Origin of the sequence: Methyloceanibacter stevinii, from assembly GCF_001723355.1 — a bacterium.
In the GTDB taxonomy this organism is placed as follows: Bacteria; Pseudomonadota; Alphaproteobacteria; order Rhizobiales; family Methyloligellaceae; genus Methyloceanibacter; species Methyloceanibacter stevinii.
Genome location: NZ_LPWE01000011.1, coordinates 556,883 through 572,967 on the forward strand (window position 1 = coordinate 556,883; position 16,085 = coordinate 572,967).

Consider the following 16,085-nt stretch of genomic DNA (forward strand, 5'->3'; position numbering starts at 1 on the left):
CCGGTGTCCGTGCATCGGGGCCGGATTTGCTCCGCCGCACGCCGCCAATGACTCAGCCCCAAGGTCGGCGCCTTAAGCGGGGACCAGGGCGGCCTCCCCTTCGACCGTGATCTGGAAGTTCTGCCCCTCCCAGCTCCCGCTTTCGGGCCAGTAGAGGGTGAATTCGACCGTGTCGCCGGGATTCAGACCCTCCGTGGGCAGCTTCGCCACATGGACGCCGAGCAGCGTGTCCTCGGTCTCGACGTCATGGATATTGCGCCAACCGTTGGTGCCGTAGTGGACCAAGGCCGGAGCGGTCACGGCGACGTAGAGAGAACGTCCGGCGCGATCCGGTTCGGCTTGTGGCGCGGCCCCCAGATCTCATAGTCGATCGTGGGACGGACGCCCTGATACCGCGCCCAGGCCGCCCGCGGACGGTCGACGGGACGCCCCGCGGCCAGGCTGTGGCACAGCTTGGCGAACTCCGCATGGGTCCAAACGAGCGGCATGGCCGACCCGCTCGGCTTGCCGGGATACAGGTCGTATTCGGGAATGGGGTCTGTGTCCCAGACCTGCTCGGGCATGAGGCCGACATCGTTCGACATGGCCATCATCGCCTCCACATAAGGCATGACGTCCTCGCCGGCACAGACCGCGTAATGACCGCGCTCGCCGGTCAGAAGCGGCCAGCCGCGCCCATGCCCGGTGCCGTCGAAGCCCGTGCCGTCCGTATGTTCGCCATAGCCGTCATTGTTGTAGCGATGCCAGACCGGCCCTTCGGGCGTGTCGGTCTTCAGGAGATGGTCCATCGCCTTGATCGTGTCGAGGATGAAAGGGTTGTCCGCTTCGCGCAGCCCGTAGCGCACGAGCTGCAGGCAGTCGGTCGACACCTGACCGCTGGCCGGCAGGTTCGGATCCCGCGACAGGTTCTTGATGACGACCGGCGCGTTGGCCGCGCCCGGCGTGCCGAGGACACCGAGCGGCACGGTCCGGATGAAGTAGCCCTTGATGCCGAGTTGGTCGGCCAGCGGAGTTCCGCGCACGAAGGCCCAGTCCTCGAGCTTGGCGTTCCAATAGTCCGCGACCCGGAGCACATGCGCCTTGGCGGAGCCGTCGAGATAGCGGGAGGCCTCCACAAGGGCGGAGATAGCCACCGCGATGGTGAACATGTTGAGGCCGGAGTCTTCCTCCCAGCGGTCCTGGTCCGTCGTGGGGCCGGCGCGGCAGATGAAGCCTGCGGCGCGGGCGATCATGGTCCTGACCGGGATATCGTCGAGGGCGCCATGACTTTCGAGCGCCGCCGCCAGCAGGATAGGGAAGGCCGCCTCATCGAGCTGGATGCCCTGCCAGAAGGGGTGGCCGCCGAGCCATTGGTTTTGGAACCAGTGCCCGTCCGTATGCTGGGTCGCCATCAGATAACGCAGGACCTCGCGTGCGTCGCGGAACGAGCCCATGGCGACGAGCGCGCCGGCGGTTTCCACGAGGTCGCGGGGCCACACGAGGTGGTAGCCGCCGCGGCTGGTGCTCGTGTCGCCCCACGGAATCGAGAGCGAGGCGATGGCTGCGCCGCGGAAGGTCTGGTCTTGATGGACCTTGATGACGGTCGCACAGAGCGCGAGCCGCTCGTCGATCTTGCCGCCGAAGGTTGCCGGCCGCCGTTGGCGCAGCCAGTCCTGCCAGGCGAGCGTGTTCTCTCGGACCTCCTCGTCGAAATTGTCCATGATGGCCGACGCGGAGAGCGTGGCGGCGGCTTCTTTCGAGGCGCCGAAGCCAAGCGAGAGCCTGCCCGAGCGCGTCAGTTCGCCCATGAGCGACACGGCGCCGGGTCCCGCCTCGTCGTAGAGCCAGCCCATCTGGCCGTTGTGATTGAAATCCTGCCAGCCGTCGCTCACGCCGAGGCAGCCGACGGACCGCTTGCCAAATGCATCGGAGCCGTCGTCGCGGACAGCCGTCAGCGCAAGCGCGAACCGGTCCTGCTCCGCCCAAAGCACGTCGTGGCCGTCATGGTGGCCCGCATAGGCCACGTTGTTCTCGGCATTGTCGCCGAGCCGCGCCGCCAAGAGCACGTAGGGCTTCAGGGTCGGGTCGCCTTCGAGCTTGTAGCGGATCAGCAGCACATCGCGCTGCTGCGAGGGGGACACCTCCATGGTGAAGGTGAAGCGCGGGTGGCGGTGGGTGACGGTTGCCGAGGGGACGCCTGGCGCCGCGAGCTCGACCGTGTAATCCCCGTTGCGGCGGAGTTCCACCCAGAAGCCGCTGCCATCGGCGACGATGAAGCCGAGGTCCTTGATCTGGGGGATGTCGATGCGCGGGTAGTAGAGCTCCGTCACGATGCCTTGCGCGAGGGTGTACCAGAGCCGGGATGAGCCGAGGCTCCTGCCGACGATGTCCTTGCGGGCCGGGGCCCAGGTGGGACGGCAAGGGCCGTTTGGTGCTTTCATTGGGGTCTACCGCGTGTTGGGGGAATGGTCCTGTGGCTGCATGGTGCCGGCGCGCATTTCGAAAAATGCATCGTGATCGAAGGCGGCGATACTGGCAATCAAGTCCTTCGAGAAGATGACACGAAATCGGCCGTGCGCCGGTCAGCGGCCGAGGGTCGGGTAGGCTTGGGTGTGGAGGAAGTCTTGGCTTCGGACCGGCTCGTGGCAGCCGAGGCAGTCCTTGCGGTAGTCCGTCGTCACGGTTTTTTCGGTCTCCTCGCCCTCGAAGAAGGCCCAGCCCCAGCCATCGCCCCATAGCGGCGAGTTCTTGGCGTTCCGGTTGGTCGAGTCCCTGACCAGCACGAAACGTCCCTTGAGGTGGTCCGCGTAGCTCACTGTGCCTGTGGTCATTTCTTCGGTCTTCGTGAGGAAGGAGTCCTTCACCAGAACCGTACCGTCGGGGAAGGTCCCGGTCTTCCGGTAGGCCTCGACGGCCTCCCTCGGCGCATAGACGTCGTGAAGGCCCTTGGCGCCATCTTCGGGATCTTCCGCCCGCAGCGAGAAGGCCCCCAGGAAAACCCATTCGAGCCTGTAGTCGACTTCGGGCACGCGCAACAGGCGCTCGAGCGATGCCGCGGTTAGGGGTTCGGCAGTAACGGGGCCTGTTGGGGACAGCGAAGCGGCCAGAAGCGGCGTCAGGAACAACGCTGCGATGAGTAACCGTTTCACTGGCCTGTTCCTTTTAGCTTGGAGCGAGTCCCTGCCGCTGCGGCACTGAAAGCCTTCTGGCCCCAGAGTTCGAGTTCAGCACCGATCGATCAACAAAAGGTTGAAACGCGCGAGGATATATGGACCAATCAGTCTATAAAAAGAGATAATCGCTCCGGGGGAAGCGATGGGACGGCCAAGAGAGTTCGACATCGACAAGGCGCTCGATCGCGCCATGGGAGTGTTCTGGCAGAAGGGCTATGAGGGCGCGTCGCTGCAGGATCTGCTCAGCGCAATGAAGATTGCCCGCGGCAGTCTGTACAAAGCCTTCGACGACAAGCACAGCATCTATCTCGCGACGCTCGATCGCTACGACAAGACAGAAGTGGAGACCGGGATCGCGTTCTTGAGTGATCCCGCTGCAGGCGACGGGTTGGCCAAGATCAGGACCATGCTCGAGGGTGTGAAGTCCGACAAGGCGCGCCGTGGCTGCTTCATGTGCAATGCGGCCATCGATCGTGCGAGTCTCGACACGGAAGTCGAGACGCGCGTCAGCGCCATGCTGCATCGGTTGCAGGATGCGATCGTTACGGCGCTCAAGCAGAGCCGGCGCGGTTCGCGCTGGTCGGAAGGGCGTCGGTCGGCCACGGCGGCGTCCATCCTGACTACGTATATGGGCCTCCGCGTTCTAGCCCGCGCCGGTTATTCGGCGAAAGCCCTGCAAGCGATCATCGACAAGACACTCGACGCAATCTAGCCGCACGCAGGCCTGCGTCTCGCGCTCACGGGGCGATCACGGATTGGTTATAGACCAATCGGTCTATAAACACGCGTATGTGACTTGTTGTTAATTGAACGATCGGTCCCAAACCCAATATGACTTGGCGTACCGAGACACCAACGGCTCGGAACGAACTTACGCGAAGGAGAATGACAATGTTGAAGACGATCCTGATTTCCCTGGCCTTGGTCACTGCCGGCGTTGCGCCTGTTGCGGCCGAAGGCTTCCCGAACCCCTACCAGACCAACTTTGACCGGTAGGCAGGACAGAGAGGGCGATCGCTTTCCCCTCCCAGCGATCGCCCTCTTTCATTTTTCCGCCCGCCCCACGGTGCGGCCGATCACACAGAATTCATTCAGAGTGTCAGGAACGCGGAATACTGATTGCTAAAATGAAGGCACCTCATTCTGGTAAGGAGCCTTCGCCATGCCTCTCACCGCGCAACAAGAAGACCTCTGCTCTCAAAACACGACTGACTTCTCCGACCTCAAAGCCGTCACGGTCAATTGTTCGCTCAAACGAAATCCGGACGAGTCTCATACGCGCCTATTGCTCTCCGTGTCCGAAGAGATCATGCGGAAGAGCGGCGTAAGCGTCGAGAGCATCCATGCCCTGTCCCATCAGATTGCGCCCGGCGTCTATCCCGACATGACCGAGCACGGATGGGACCGCGACGACTGGCCCAAACTGTGGCCGTCAATCGAGGGGGCGGACACCCTTATTCTCGCGACGCCGATCTGGCTCGGTGAAGAAAGTTCCGTGTGCCGGATCCTGATCGAGCGGCTCTACGGCATGTCGGGCATGCTCAATGCCAAGGGGCAGAGCCTCTACTACGGCAAGGTCGGCGGCACGGTTGTCACCGGCAACGAGGATGGCGTGAAGCACTGCGCCATGACGACGCTCTATGCCCTACAACACTCGGGCTACACCATTCCGCCCCAGGCCGATTGCGGCTGGATCGGCGAAGCCGGACCCGGGCCATCCTATGGGGACGAGCTCGCAGATGGGCCGGCGGGGTTCGACAACGATTTCACCCAGCGCAATACCACCATCATGACGTGGAACTTGATGCACCTGGCGCGCATCCTGAAGGACGCCGGGGGCTATCCTAATCACGGCAACGATCGCGTAGCTTGGAAAGCGGGCTGCCGCTTCGGTTACGAGAACCCCGACTACCGATCGTAACCGTGCGTGGGTCTAGTAGACCGAGTCGAAGAGATCGTAGTAGGACAGGTCGAGATAGCCCGCGTAGATGCCCCGGTGCTTCTCGTTCCAGTTCGTGAACCAGTCGTATGCCTCCCAGAATCGCGGGCTGTTGCGCAAGATTCCGTAGCGGTCGCGTAGGCGGTTCCAATCCCTCAAAGTCTTGACATCGCGCAAGCGGCGCAGGAAGTCGCCGGACTGGGCGAGATCCATTTCAAGGAAATAGTTGGGAAAGCCGCCCACGATGGTCGGGTAGATGCTCATCGTATAGAGGTGCGGCAGCTTCTCGCCGTTCTGGAACAAGATCGTGTCCTGGGTTTCGTAGACTCGATTGGCGATGAGCGAATAGACCCTCGCATGTCCTTGCGGATCGTTGAGCCGCAGGATGATCACGCTCGGAAGGAAGCGCGGGAACGTGTAGGCGCGCGTTTGCGTCAGGAGAGATGCGGCGGCAACCCACTCGTCATAGCTCGTGATCGGGTCGTCCAGGGAGACCTTCGGCTTTACGTGTGGATTCAGGAGGTCCGGCGGACCGCTGACCGTCTTACCCATATGCTCCTGAATTTCGCCGACGAGGCTGACTATGGGATCGCGAGCGGATGTCTTGACTTGCGTCGGCTGCTCCTCGCCGGCGAACGGCTCAAGGGCGAGCGCCACTTGGCCGAGGCCTTGTGTCCACTCATCGCGGTACTTCTGGCGTTCCCCTTTCGGCAAGAGCAAAAGGAAGTTGTCCTCGAACTCCTGGCGCAGATAGTTGAAGAAGATGAGGGTCTCCAGCTTGGGAACGTCTCCCGACCAATATTCGAAGTTGGCGACCGTGTCGTAGTAGATGCGTTCGAAGCCGCTGTAGTCCATAAGCCACAGCGTGCGCGGGATCCCGCCCTGCCGGCCCTTCATGACCGAGACGTTCGATTCGTGACGCAGGACGGTGAGCCAGGCGTTGTCGTTGGTCTTGTCGCCGTTCCAAATCGCGTCGATCGTGTATCCCTTGGGCCGAAGCCTCTTGAGCGCGGCCCCATAGGCTTGCTCATAAGCGTCGTTGCCAAAGAGAGACCGGTCCATGAAGGTTTCCCAGGTCTCAAGCCCAAGCTTCGGATCGCGTACGGATACATCGTATTTGGGATCGACGAAGAAGACCCAGAACTGGTCTTTCACGGCGTAGGTCGCGGTCTGGCCGAGGCAAACGGGGCCATACGTGATCCCGGACACGATCAGCTCCGAGTTCTCCAGGAGAAAGCGATAGCGGGCTTCGACGGGGATCGCTTCGTAGACCTTGAAGGGATTGCCGAGATCCCAAGGCGCATCGTGCTTTCCGTCGAGGTGCACATGCTTGCCCCAGTCGTGCGCGAGGAACAGCTTCTGAAGGCGTTCGATATCCTCGTTGTTCAGCTTCCAGACGAAGTGGTTCTTCTGAACACGCGGGGTCGTGACTTTCTGCAGGCGATAATAGAAGCGATCGACCCCGGCATATTTGTAGGGGTTCGTGTAGGGGAAGGGCGTGTCGATGACGTCGACGCGCGCCGGCGGGTTCTGGCTCGCGTTCCCCGGCGCGGTCGTTGACCGAACAAGCCGGAAGTAGTCGCCTGGACTTTCGTCCAGGACGATCATCGACAGGTACAAGTGGTCGAATATGTAGCGGGAGACGAGCTGAGACCGTTTGTCGTCCGCATTGAAGAAATCCTCCCAAGCGCGGACCGCTTTCGGGTCGGCGACCATATCCTCTTTGCGCTTCTCGGCATCCGTCGGGCCGGGCGCGTTCGCGGCGACCCAGTCCCGCAGTGTCTCAATGTCTTTGCCGGCAAGTGCCGTCAGTCCGAACGGCATACCGATCGCGGGGTTTGTCTCAATCTGCGCCGACAGGGCCTCCGGCGTCGCGGGGCATCGATGCTCATAGCGCTTGGCGTAGAGCGGCATAAGGGCCTTCCGGGAAAAGCCCGGCGTGTTGTGTTTGGCGCCCGCCTCGATCATCTGAGTCAGCATCGACCGGGACAGGTTCTCTTCGCGGGAGCCGCCCCGGGACAGCACGGGAAAAAAGCCGCGCTTGCGCCACTCCTCCGTGGTCTTAACCACGTCCATGCCGGTACGCGCATACGCGTTGAGATGGTTGGAATAGGGGTTCTTACCGAACCCCCCGCGCTCGAGTCCACGAAACGACGAGAGCTTCAGATTGCACGGGGAGCCGAGACAGCCGTGGCAGGCCACGCACCTCTTGTTGAAGAGGGGCTGGATGTCGTGGATGTAGCTTGGAACCTTGTCCTTCGTTTCGGCCGTGGCAGGCGCGGCTTCCTCCGCGGCACTCGCGGTCGCGAACAGCAGTGCCAGGCTTAAAGCCATCAAACGTCCTGCTTCGCGCACGGTGAGTCTCCCGCCCGATAGATTGCTCGATGAGATTCGCGCCGACCCCTTCATGCTCGCTCCGTCTAGTGCGTTGCCCCTGCCTTGGTTGCGGTCTTCTTCGACGCCGCTTTATTTTCGGTATTGGTGCGCTGCTCGACCGGCCTGCCGTTACGTCCGAGATTGCAGGCGCTGTTGACGAGTGCGAGATGCGAGAAGGCTTGAGGGAAGTTCCCGCATAGCCGTTTGGCGTCCGTGTCGTATTCCTCGCTCAAGAGCCCGAGATCGTTGGCTAGGCCGATGAGCCGCTCGAACAGCGCGATCGCGTCCTTCTCACGCCCCATCATCAGATAGGCGTCAACGAGCCAGAAGCTGCAGGCGAGGAACATGCCTTCGCCGGGCGGGAGCCCGTCATTGGCTTTCGAGGTGTCGTAGCGCTGAACGAGGCCGTCCTTCATCAACGTCTTCTCGATCTGCTCGACTGTTCCGACAATGCGCGGGTCTGTTGCCGGGAGGAACCCCATGGCGGGAATGAGCAGCAGGCTGGCATCGACTTCCGTGGAGCCATAGGAGCGCACGAAGCTGTTTAGGTCCGCGTTGTAGCCCTCTTCGCAAACCTGCTTGTGGATCGCCTCGCGAGTCTTGCGCCAGCGCTCGATGGGGCCTTCCAGCTTGAAGCGCTCGGCGCTGCGGATGGTGCGATCGAAGGCGACCCACGCCATGACTTTCGAATAGACGAATTGCTCGGGGCCGCTGCGGACTTCCCAAATGCCCTCATCAGGTTTGTGCCAGACGTCCTCCACCTGTTCGATGATGGCAAGCTGGAGGTCCCAGCCCGACTGCAGGGGCGCCAGTCCGCCCTTGCGCGCCTGGTGCACGGCATCGAGCATTTCGCCGTACACGTCGAGTTGCACCTGATCGTGCGCGGCATTGCCGATCCGCACGGGCGTCGAATTCTCGTAGCCCTTGAGCCAAGGCAGCTCGACCTCGTACAGCCTCCGCTCGCCCGCGATTCCGTACATGATTTGCATCTGTTTCGGACTGCCCGCGACGGCGCGCAAAAGCCATTCGCGCCACGAGCGCGCCTCGTCGTAGTAGCCGGTGTTCATGAGGGCGAGCAGCGTCAGGGTCGCATCGCGAACCCAGCAGTAACGGTAGTCCCAATTGCGCGGGCCGCCGAAGTGCTCGGGCAGCGACGTGGTCGCCGCCGCCACGACGCCGCCGGTCGGCTCATAGGTCATTGCCTTCAGCGTGATGAGCGAGCGCTTGACGATGTCGGCGTAGGGGCCCTTCGTCGTGCACTTGGAGGTCCAATTTTTCCAAAACGCCTCCGTGCCATGGATCAAGGACTCGGCGTCGAACTCCACCGGCTCGGGCGTCCAAGACTCCGTGTAGGTCAGGGCGAACGACTCCGTCTGGCCCTGCTTCACCTTGAACGTGCCTTTGGTCTTGAAGTTCTCGCCGCGCAGTTCGATGGACGACTGCAAGACGATCCGGCTTGGCCCCGCGATCATCCGCAAACGGCCGTCGGGCATCGTGGTGACCCAGGGCACGGACTCGCCATAGCCGAAACGCACGATGAGTTCGCTATCGAGTTCGATCGTGCCTTTCTCGCCGACCACAAGCCGGATGACGTTGGGGTGCTTCTCGCACGGATACATGAAGTCGATGAGCGTCGCCGCGCCGGTCTTCGTCTCGAAGCGCGTCTCGAGAATCAGCGTGTCGGGACGGTAGCGGCGTGTGACCTTCGCATTCGGATCGGTTGCCGCGATTTGCCAGCGCCCGTTGTTCTCGTCGCCGAGCAGGCTCGCGAAGCAGGCTTCGGAATCGAAACGTGGTAGACACAGCCAGTCGATGGACCCGTTCCGGCCGACGAGCGCGGCCGTCTCGCAATCCCCGATCAGGGCGTAGTCTTCGATGGGAAGAGCCATGGCGGTGCGACTCTAAAGCCCGGGACTCGACTGCATCAAGCCGCCATCCACGATCACCGAGGTGGCGGTCATATAGCTCGCGCCGTCGCCGGCCAGGAAGGAAACGACGGAGGCGATCTCCTCCGGCTTCGCCATGCGGCCGAGCGGGATCGCCGCGTCCAGCTTCTTGAGCTTCGCGGGATCGTCCATCGTGCTCGTGTTGATCGGGGTCTCGATTGCGCCGGGTCCGACGCCGACGATCAGGATATCGTGCGGTGCGAGCTCGACGCCCGCGGTTCGTGTGAGCATCCGCATGCCGCCCTTGGAAAGGCAGTAGGCCGTATTTCCCGGCATCGGCCAGTCCTCATGGACCGAGGTGATGTTGATGATCCGTCCGCCGTTGCCCTGGCTGATCATCTGTTTGGCGGCGAGTTGCGTTGCGAAGAACGCACTCTTGAGATTGATGTTCATGACGGCGTCGTATTGGTCTTCGGTGGTGTCCAATACCGACGTCCGGGTCTCGATGCCGGCGTTGTTCACGAAGATGTCGAGCTTGCCGAATTTGGCGACCGCGCCCCCGATCAATTTCTCCAAGTCGGGGACCTTGCTGACATCGGCGTCGATACCGATGCACCGGTCACCGAGCGCCGCGACCTTCTGTTCGAGCGCGTCCGTGGCTTCGGGGTGGGCGACGTAGTCGATCACGATGTTCACGCCATGCTTGGCGAGCTCGAGAACGATCGCCTTGCCGATGCCCGTATTTCCGCCAGTAACGATCGCGACCTTGTTCTTCAGGGGCATTTACAGTCTCCAATTCAGGGAAGGTTTTTCACATTCCACTAACGCTGTAACCGGAACGATATGAACGCGAGGTCAAATGGTCGGCATCCAAACTAGACATCGCGGATCGCATCGGCAACGGTGCTGGCGTGTAAAAACCTCGCGAATCAACAAGTCCACCACCGGACTATCCGACTCACACGTTAAAGGAGTGCATCATGTCCGCCCAATATGACGTGATCGTTGTGGGGAGTGGTGCCGGGGGAGCGAGCGTCGCCTACAAGCTCACGCTCGCGGGCAAGCGGGTGCTCCTGCTCGAAAAGGGGCCCTACCTTCCACGCAATTCCTCCACCCTGGACGTGCGCAGAGTCTTCATCGACGGCGTGTTCAAGAACCACGTGCCGTGGCTCGACAGCAAGGGGCGCGAATTCGTCCCTGGCGAGTTCTACAATGTGGGCGGCAAGACGAAATGGTATGGCGCGGCTCTGTTTCGCTTTCGCCCCGTGGAGTTCGAGGCGGAGCCTGATTTCGACCTGCTCGGCTGGCCATTCGGCTACGAGGAGTTGGAACCCTATTACGACGAAGCGACCGAGTTCCTGCGGATCACGACGTTCAAGAACGAGCCGCAGCTTCAAGCCCTGCTCGACAAGATCACGACGGCCGATCCTGGATGGGAATTGCACCAGCTTCCGCTCGGTCTGTCTCACGACATCGTCAATCACCCGGAAGAAGAAAAACACTTCGACGGTTTCGCATCGCCTTCGGGATTGAAGTCGGATTCAGAACGCAACCTGATCGACCACATTCGCGACAAGCCGAACTTCAAACTGATCGCGGGTGATCCCGTATCGGCGCTCGTGTCCGCGCCGGGCGACTCCCGCAAGATCATCGGTGTTCAGTGTGCGGACGGGTCGACCTACGAGGCTAGCACGGTGGTGCTTGCGGCGGGTGCGATGAGTTCGCCACGGATCCTCCAGGACCATTTGCATGCAAACGGCTTCTCGCTCGAGTGCGGCGATCTCGTCGGCGCGAATTTCAAGATGCACATCAACTCCGCGCTGCTCGGCTTTTCGCCGTTCGTGGATCACGACATGCTGCGCAAGACGGCCGTTCTCTACAACGACCGCTTTCCTCATTCTTCGATGCAGTGTCTCGGCTGGATCGATGCCGAGCTGCTCGCGGCCCAGGTTCCACCCGAGGTGCCGAGTTTCGTGGACAAGCTGCTCGGTAAGAGGGCGATCGGCTTCTGGGCCACAACCGAGGATTCGTCGAGCCCCGAGAACCGGATCATTTCGGGCGGTCCCGGCGGTCGGTCCATCATGGACTACAGCCTGGACCGCATCCCGCATTCCGTGAAAGAGCACCACGCGTTGGTCGATGCCTGGATCGAGCGGCTCCTGGCGGCTGGGCTCGTTGGCTTCAACAAGTATATGGGCATGGCCGGCACGGCCCACGCGTTGGGCAGCATGGTGACTGGCGACGACCCGGCGCGTTCGGTGGTCGATCCGCACGGCAAGGTGCACGGGATGGAGAATCTATATGTCGGCGATGGCAGCCCGCTGCCTCGCGCAAGCCGAGTGAACCCGTCTTTGACTATCTACGCGTGGGGTCTTCGCCTTGGGGCCCATCTGGCCGCGAAATAGGCGCTGCGCGCAAATTGCTACTTCCAGCCGCAGGTCTCGTGACGCTAATTTCAGCCTCGACGGCTGATCGTGGGGGATGCTAAGGCACGGAACTACGATTGAGGGCTTTGAGTTGGGCTTGGGGGGAGGCCGATGCAGGACGCAGGGGTGAACGAGCACGACGCGGAGCCGACGGAACCGAGCTGGTATTTGAGCCGGGACGGCCAGCAGCATGGACCGCTTTCGGACCGTGAGTTGTCCTTGTTCGCCGAGGGCGGCAATTTTCAGCCCGGCGACCTTCTGTGGACGGCCGGTCTCGACGAATGGAAGCCTGCCGATGCGATCTTCGGGCTCGCCCCGACCGACGACGAGGCGCTGGTATCCGAGACCGCCGTCGAGGACACCGAGTTCCTCCCAGACGACGAAGACGATATCTCACCCAATTCCCTGCTTGCCTCCGAAGCGCCCCCGGCCGCCGATGCCGTGGCACCCGAGGCCGGGGCCACAGCCAGTGCGGCCGCGCGGCGCTATGACGGGTTCGACGACGATTCCCTCTTTGACGATCCGCTCGACGATCATGTCGGAGAGCTCGCGAAGGCCCTGCGGGGAGAGGCCGAGGCTCCTAAACTGTCGTTTCAGGAGCAGCTCGTCGCCGACCTCAAGACCTTCGGCGGCTTCTGCGCCTATCTCTGGGCGGTGTTCGTTGTGCTGACGGTGCATGCTGTGGTCGGGAGCGCCGAATACGGTGTCGGGCTGAGCTTCTTCGTGCTCACCACCATCAACGCGTTCGTGCTGATGCGATTGATGCCGCTGGCGGAGCGCCACAGCTTTTTCCAGAACCTCGCGCACAAGCCGCTGGTCTATTCGATCGCCTACAAAACGCTCATGTTCGTCACGGCCTTGGTCCTGGCCTATGCGGTGGAGATGGGGGTGCTGGGCTTTGCCGGCATCGGGGAGGGCTTCCTGAGCCTCGGCGGCGGATTGGGCGGCATGCTCGCCTGGTGGCTTATTTTCACCGTGGCCCTGTTCCCGTATTTCGCCTTCCGCGAAGTCGAGGCCGCGGTCGGCGCGGACATGATGCGCAAGCTCCTGTTGGGGCGGATGTAGGCCGGTGACCGTGTTGGCCTGTACAAGACTCTACGGGTGATGGAACCCGGAAAAGGAACGACGCATGCCGATAATTGTTCTGCTGCTGCTTGCGGCCATGGTGGCGACATTCGGGTTTTGGGGCACGCTCAAAGGCATTCTCGGCGCGATCGGGGTCGTCGTGCTGCTGGGCCTACTCGTTCTTCTCGCCGTGTCCTTTACCGCCGCGTGGATCATGCGGCGGTAGCGGTCCGCCCGCGTCGATCGGCGTGTCGATCGCCATGCCTAGTATTTGTACCGGCTTCCCGTGACGGCGAAGTAGGCCTCTTCGAATTGGTATTTCTGGAAGATGCTTGCCGTGGCGGTGATGGCGCGGCCGCAGGCGTGCCGCGCTTCCTCGATCTCCTCTGGAGACAGTGTCTGCCCGTCGTCGACCTTTTCGGCGGCGGCCAGGCAAAGTTCGCCATCGGCGGCGGATGCCAATGCCGGCCTAGGGTGGGCGGTACTTGCGCTTGCAAAAAGGACGATCGCGGCAAATGCCCGGGCGCGCATAGGTACCTTCATGGGCACCTTCGCGGCTACTCGGCCGCGAGCCTCACATACTGTCCATTGGCCACCGGGCAGGCGGCCCATAGCTCGCGCAGCGAGTCGACGAGATACGCCATCTGGGCATCGGTGTGCACGGGCGAGGGCGTGAGGCGCATGCGCTCGGTACCACGCGGCACCGTCGGGTAATTGATCGGCTGCACGTAGATTCCGTACTGGGTGAGCAGCGTATCGGTGACCGCCTTGCAGTGGACAGGATCGCCGACCATCACGGGTACGATATGGCTCTGGTTATCCATCACGGGCACGCCCACATCCGCCAGCATGGTCTTCAGCGTCTGCACGCGTTCGCGGTGGCGAGCCCGCTCCAACTCCGACCGTTTCAGGTGGCGGATCGAGGCGAGGGCGCCGGCCGCCACCGGCGGGCGCCAGGGACGCGTGAAGATGAAGCCCGGTGCGTAGGAGCGGATGGCGTCGCAGCAGGCCTTGCTGGCTGCGATGTAGCCGCCCATGACGCCGAATCCCTTGGCGAGGGTCCCGTTGATGATGTCGACGCGGTCCATCACGCCTTCCAGCTCGGCGATGCCGCCGCCGCGCGGGCCATACAGGCCCACGGCGTGAACTTCATCGAGATAGGTCAGGGCGTTGTACTTGTCCGCCAGGTCGCACACCGTGCCGATCGGCGCGATGTGACCGTCCATGGAGTAGACGCTCTCGAAGGCGATCAGCTTTGGCGTGTCCAGCGGGACCGACTTGAGCAAGTCCTCGAGATGCTCGAGGTCGTTGTGCCGGAAGATATGCTTGGGGCCGCCGCCGTGCCGGATGCCTTCGATCATCGAGGCGTGGTTCTTCGCGTCGGAAAAGATCTGCAGGCCCGGAATGAGGCGCGTCAGCGTCGACAGCGTCGCGTCGTTGGCGATGTAGGCGGAGGTGAAGAGAAGCGCCGCTTCCTTGTTGTGAAGGTCAGCCAGCTCGCCTTCCAGTTCCACGTGGTAATGCGTCGTGCCGGAGATGTTGCGCGTGCCGCCGGAGCCGGCGCCGACCTGATCGATCGCCTCGTGCATCGCGTCGCGCACGGCCGGATGCTGGCTCATGCCCAGATAATCGTTGGAGCACCAGACCGTCACATCCCGCGTGCCGCTCTCGGTATAATGGTCGGCGACGGGATAGGCGCCGCAGCGCCGCTTCAAATCTGCAAATACGCGATACCGGCCTTCTTGATGCAAAGACTCAAGATGCTGGCGGAACTGATTCTCGTAGTCCATGTGTCTCCGTTTCCCTAGACCCTTGGCGTTCGCCAACGCCACCCAGCAATTGGTCGAACGGAATGGAGAGCCTGAGCAGCCCGGTTGGCACAAGTTCTTGTAGGGCTTGCGTAAAGTCCTAACCGGTACTGAAGCCTTCCTGCTAACTAGCCCAATCCCAGCATCATCACAAGGACAACAGGCCGCTCAAGTGTCGACCCAATGTCGCATGGCTTTCACAATTGTGTTTGAGGCATCTCAATTTCCGTGAAGCCCGGCCGGGGCGGCGCTGGAGTCCGCACCGATGGAGGGTCTTGCCGGGTCAGTCTTGCCGGATCAGTCTTGCCGGATCGTGTCCCGAATGGCCTGAAGAAACACGCGGCGCGAGAAGGGCTTCTGAAGCACACGGTGGTGCCCGTAGCGGCCCGCTACGTCGCTCGGGTCGTAGCCGGTGGCGAAAACGTAAGGCAGTCCTCGGGCTTCCAGGGCATCGGCGACCGGGTAGACCAATTCGCCCGCAACGTTGAGATCGAGGACTGCGGCGTCGACGTCATTGTCGCTCAGCAGCCTCAGCGCCTGTCCTACCCGGCTCGCGGGGCCGACGACCTCGCACTCGGATTCGACGAGCATGTCCTCCAACTGGAGTGCGATCGGCGCCTGATCCTCGACGACCAGGACGCGAAGTCCTTTCAAGGGCTCTGTTTTTCGAGAAGACATAGTCTTGGCCGCCCTAATTTCATCCCTGGAACGATTTGATTGATTTTTGGGCCCTTGGCCGTCCGACCGCCAAGGCAACAGAACACAGGCGACTCAATACAGCCGACCTGACCAAGACTAACGCCACGAAACCAAGCCCCGAATGAGGCCTCGCTGCCCAACCACGACGGGGCCGGGCTATGCACGTCCCGCCTCGGATGCCCGAGCCGAGCCATAATTTCTAACCCATACCGCACCCCATCGCGACCCAAAATGAGCCACCCTGAAGGGGTAACAGCTTGACCCATAGAGGCGAATCCGGAGTGCCCTGAAATGTATCCGGATCTGGACACGAATTGTGCACAGGCGGCTGACAGGCAGTTGAGCTGCAGCGCCAAGTCCGGTCATACGGGACCAGGCGTGCAAACCCGAGATGCCCCAGATAAGTTACTCATTTTGCTCCCAGATTCGTGCCCGCGTCGACATGTCGGCGACGCGAGACAGAGCGAATATCTCGTGGCCTAAATGTCACAACTGGGGCGAAAAGGGGCTCGCACGCTTTGTTAGCAATTTACCTTCGGAGGGGATCGCGTATAAGCAGATATTAGAACTCTCTGCTGGCGGAAACTCGTCAATATTTTTGGCGACAGCAAAGCCGGTAAGGCACTGAACCGCCGCAGAACGAGAGTTTTGGATTAGTCAATTTTGGCCAGGGAAGGTGGACATGGAGATGTTTGGGGGACTGACAAGAACATCCAGCCGCATTGCCATTGCAG

The 16,085-nt window shown here is 62.0% G+C and carries 14 protein-coding genes; 5 read left to right on the top strand and 9 right to left on the bottom strand.

Annotation, left to right across the window (positions count from 1 at the left end; all coding sequences use genetic code 11):
• Positions 1-72: 72 nt before the first annotated feature.
• The 3 genes from AUC70_RS17565 to AUC70_RS09455 form a co-directional block, all read right to left on the bottom strand.
• Positions 73-300 carry a carbohydrate-binding protein gene (locus AUC70_RS17565; RefSeq protein ID WP_206599354.1) on the bottom strand — a complete coding sequence of 76 codons (228 nt, stop codon included), beginning with the start codon at positions 298-300 and terminating at the stop codon, positions 73-75.
• Positions 297-2,420, bottom strand: a complete 2,124-nt coding sequence (locus AUC70_RS09450) for a glycoside hydrolase family 15 protein (RefSeq protein ID WP_206599355.1) — start codon at positions 2,418-2,420, stop codon at positions 297-299. The genes AUC70_RS17565 and AUC70_RS09450 overlap by 4 nt, the downstream gene beginning before the upstream one ends.
• A gap of 141 nt (positions 2,421-2,561) precedes the next feature.
• Positions 2,562-3,128 carry a cytochrome P460 family protein gene (locus AUC70_RS09455; RefSeq protein WP_206599356.1) on the bottom strand — a complete coding sequence of 189 codons (567 nt, stop codon included), beginning with the start codon at positions 3,126-3,128 and terminating at the stop codon, positions 2,562-2,564.
• A 166-nt stretch (positions 3,129-3,294) separates the two neighbouring features.
• Between AUC70_RS09455 and AUC70_RS09460 the strand changes: the two genes are divergently transcribed.
• Both AUC70_RS09460 and AUC70_RS09465 read left to right on the top strand, forming a co-directional pair.
• Positions 3,295-3,864 (top strand): TetR/AcrR family transcriptional regulator, encoded by a 570-nt coding sequence (locus AUC70_RS09460; protein ID WP_069444571.1) that lies wholly within the window; start codon positions 3,295-3,297, stop codon positions 3,862-3,864.
• A 450-nt stretch (positions 3,865-4,314) separates the two neighbouring features.
• On the top strand, positions 4,315-5,073 hold the full coding sequence (locus AUC70_RS09465) for a flavodoxin family protein (protein ID WP_069444572.1): 759 nt from the start codon (positions 4,315-4,317) through the stop codon (positions 5,071-5,073).
• Between the two features lie 12 nt (positions 5,074-5,085).
• Here the strand turns inward: AUC70_RS09465 and AUC70_RS09470 are convergent, their stop codons facing one another.
• The 3 genes from AUC70_RS09470 to AUC70_RS09480 all read right to left on the bottom strand — a co-directional run bounded on the left by AUC70_RS09470 (position 5,086) and on the right by AUC70_RS09480 (position 10,136).
• Positions 5,086-7,425: a fatty acid cis/trans isomerase gene (locus AUC70_RS09470; RefSeq protein ID WP_069444573.1), complete on the bottom strand. Its 2,340-nt coding sequence runs from the start codon at positions 7,423-7,425 to the stop codon at positions 5,086-5,088.
• Between the two features lie 86 nt (positions 7,426-7,511).
• Positions 7,512-9,356 carry a glycoside hydrolase family 15 protein gene (locus AUC70_RS09475; RefSeq protein ID WP_069444574.1) on the bottom strand — a complete coding sequence of 615 codons (1,845 nt, stop codon included), beginning with the start codon at positions 9,354-9,356 and terminating at the stop codon, positions 7,512-7,514.
• A gap of 12 nt (positions 9,357-9,368) precedes the next feature.
• Positions 9,369-10,136, bottom strand: a complete 768-nt coding sequence (locus AUC70_RS09480) for an SDR family NAD(P)-dependent oxidoreductase (RefSeq protein ID WP_069444575.1) — start codon at positions 10,134-10,136, stop codon at positions 9,369-9,371.
• Between the two features lie 197 nt (positions 10,137-10,333).
• Between AUC70_RS09480 and AUC70_RS09485 the strand changes: the two genes are divergently transcribed.
• From AUC70_RS09485 to AUC70_RS17395, 3 genes are all read left to right on the top strand, one after another.
• Positions 10,334-11,758, top strand: a complete 1,425-nt coding sequence (locus AUC70_RS09485; RefSeq protein ID WP_069444576.1) for a GMC oxidoreductase — start codon at positions 10,334-10,336, stop codon at positions 11,756-11,758.
• Positions 11,759-11,890: 132 nt separating this feature from the next.
• Positions 11,891-12,844, top strand: a complete 954-nt coding sequence (locus AUC70_RS09490; protein WP_069444577.1) for a DUF4339 domain-containing protein — start codon at positions 11,891-11,893, stop codon at positions 12,842-12,844.
• Between the two features lie 64 nt (positions 12,845-12,908).
• Positions 12,909-13,070 carry a hypothetical protein gene (locus AUC70_RS17395; protein WP_193427316.1) on the top strand — a complete coding sequence of 54 codons (162 nt, stop codon included), beginning with the start codon at positions 12,909-12,911 and terminating at the stop codon, positions 13,068-13,070.
• Between the two features lie 38 nt (positions 13,071-13,108).
• Here the strand turns inward: AUC70_RS17395 and AUC70_RS09495 are convergent, their stop codons facing one another.
• The 3 genes from AUC70_RS09495 to AUC70_RS09505 all read right to left on the bottom strand — a co-directional run bounded on the left by AUC70_RS09495 (position 13,109) and on the right by AUC70_RS09505 (position 15,306).
• Positions 13,109-13,387 carry a hypothetical protein gene (locus AUC70_RS09495; RefSeq protein WP_141702056.1) on the bottom strand — a complete coding sequence of 93 codons (279 nt, stop codon included), beginning with the start codon at positions 13,385-13,387 and terminating at the stop codon, positions 13,109-13,111.
• Positions 13,388-13,401: 14 nt separating this feature from the next.
• A complete protein-coding gene (gene hemA / locus AUC70_RS09500) occupies positions 13,402-14,634 on the bottom strand; it encodes a 5-aminolevulinate synthase (RefSeq protein ID WP_069444579.1) in 1,233 nt (410 codons plus the stop codon).
• 315 nt (positions 14,635-14,949) lie between these two features.
• Positions 14,950-15,306: a response regulator gene (locus AUC70_RS09505; RefSeq protein WP_244505565.1), complete on the bottom strand. Its 357-nt coding sequence runs from the start codon at positions 15,304-15,306 to the stop codon at positions 14,950-14,952.
• Positions 15,307-16,085: the final 779 nt, after the last annotated feature.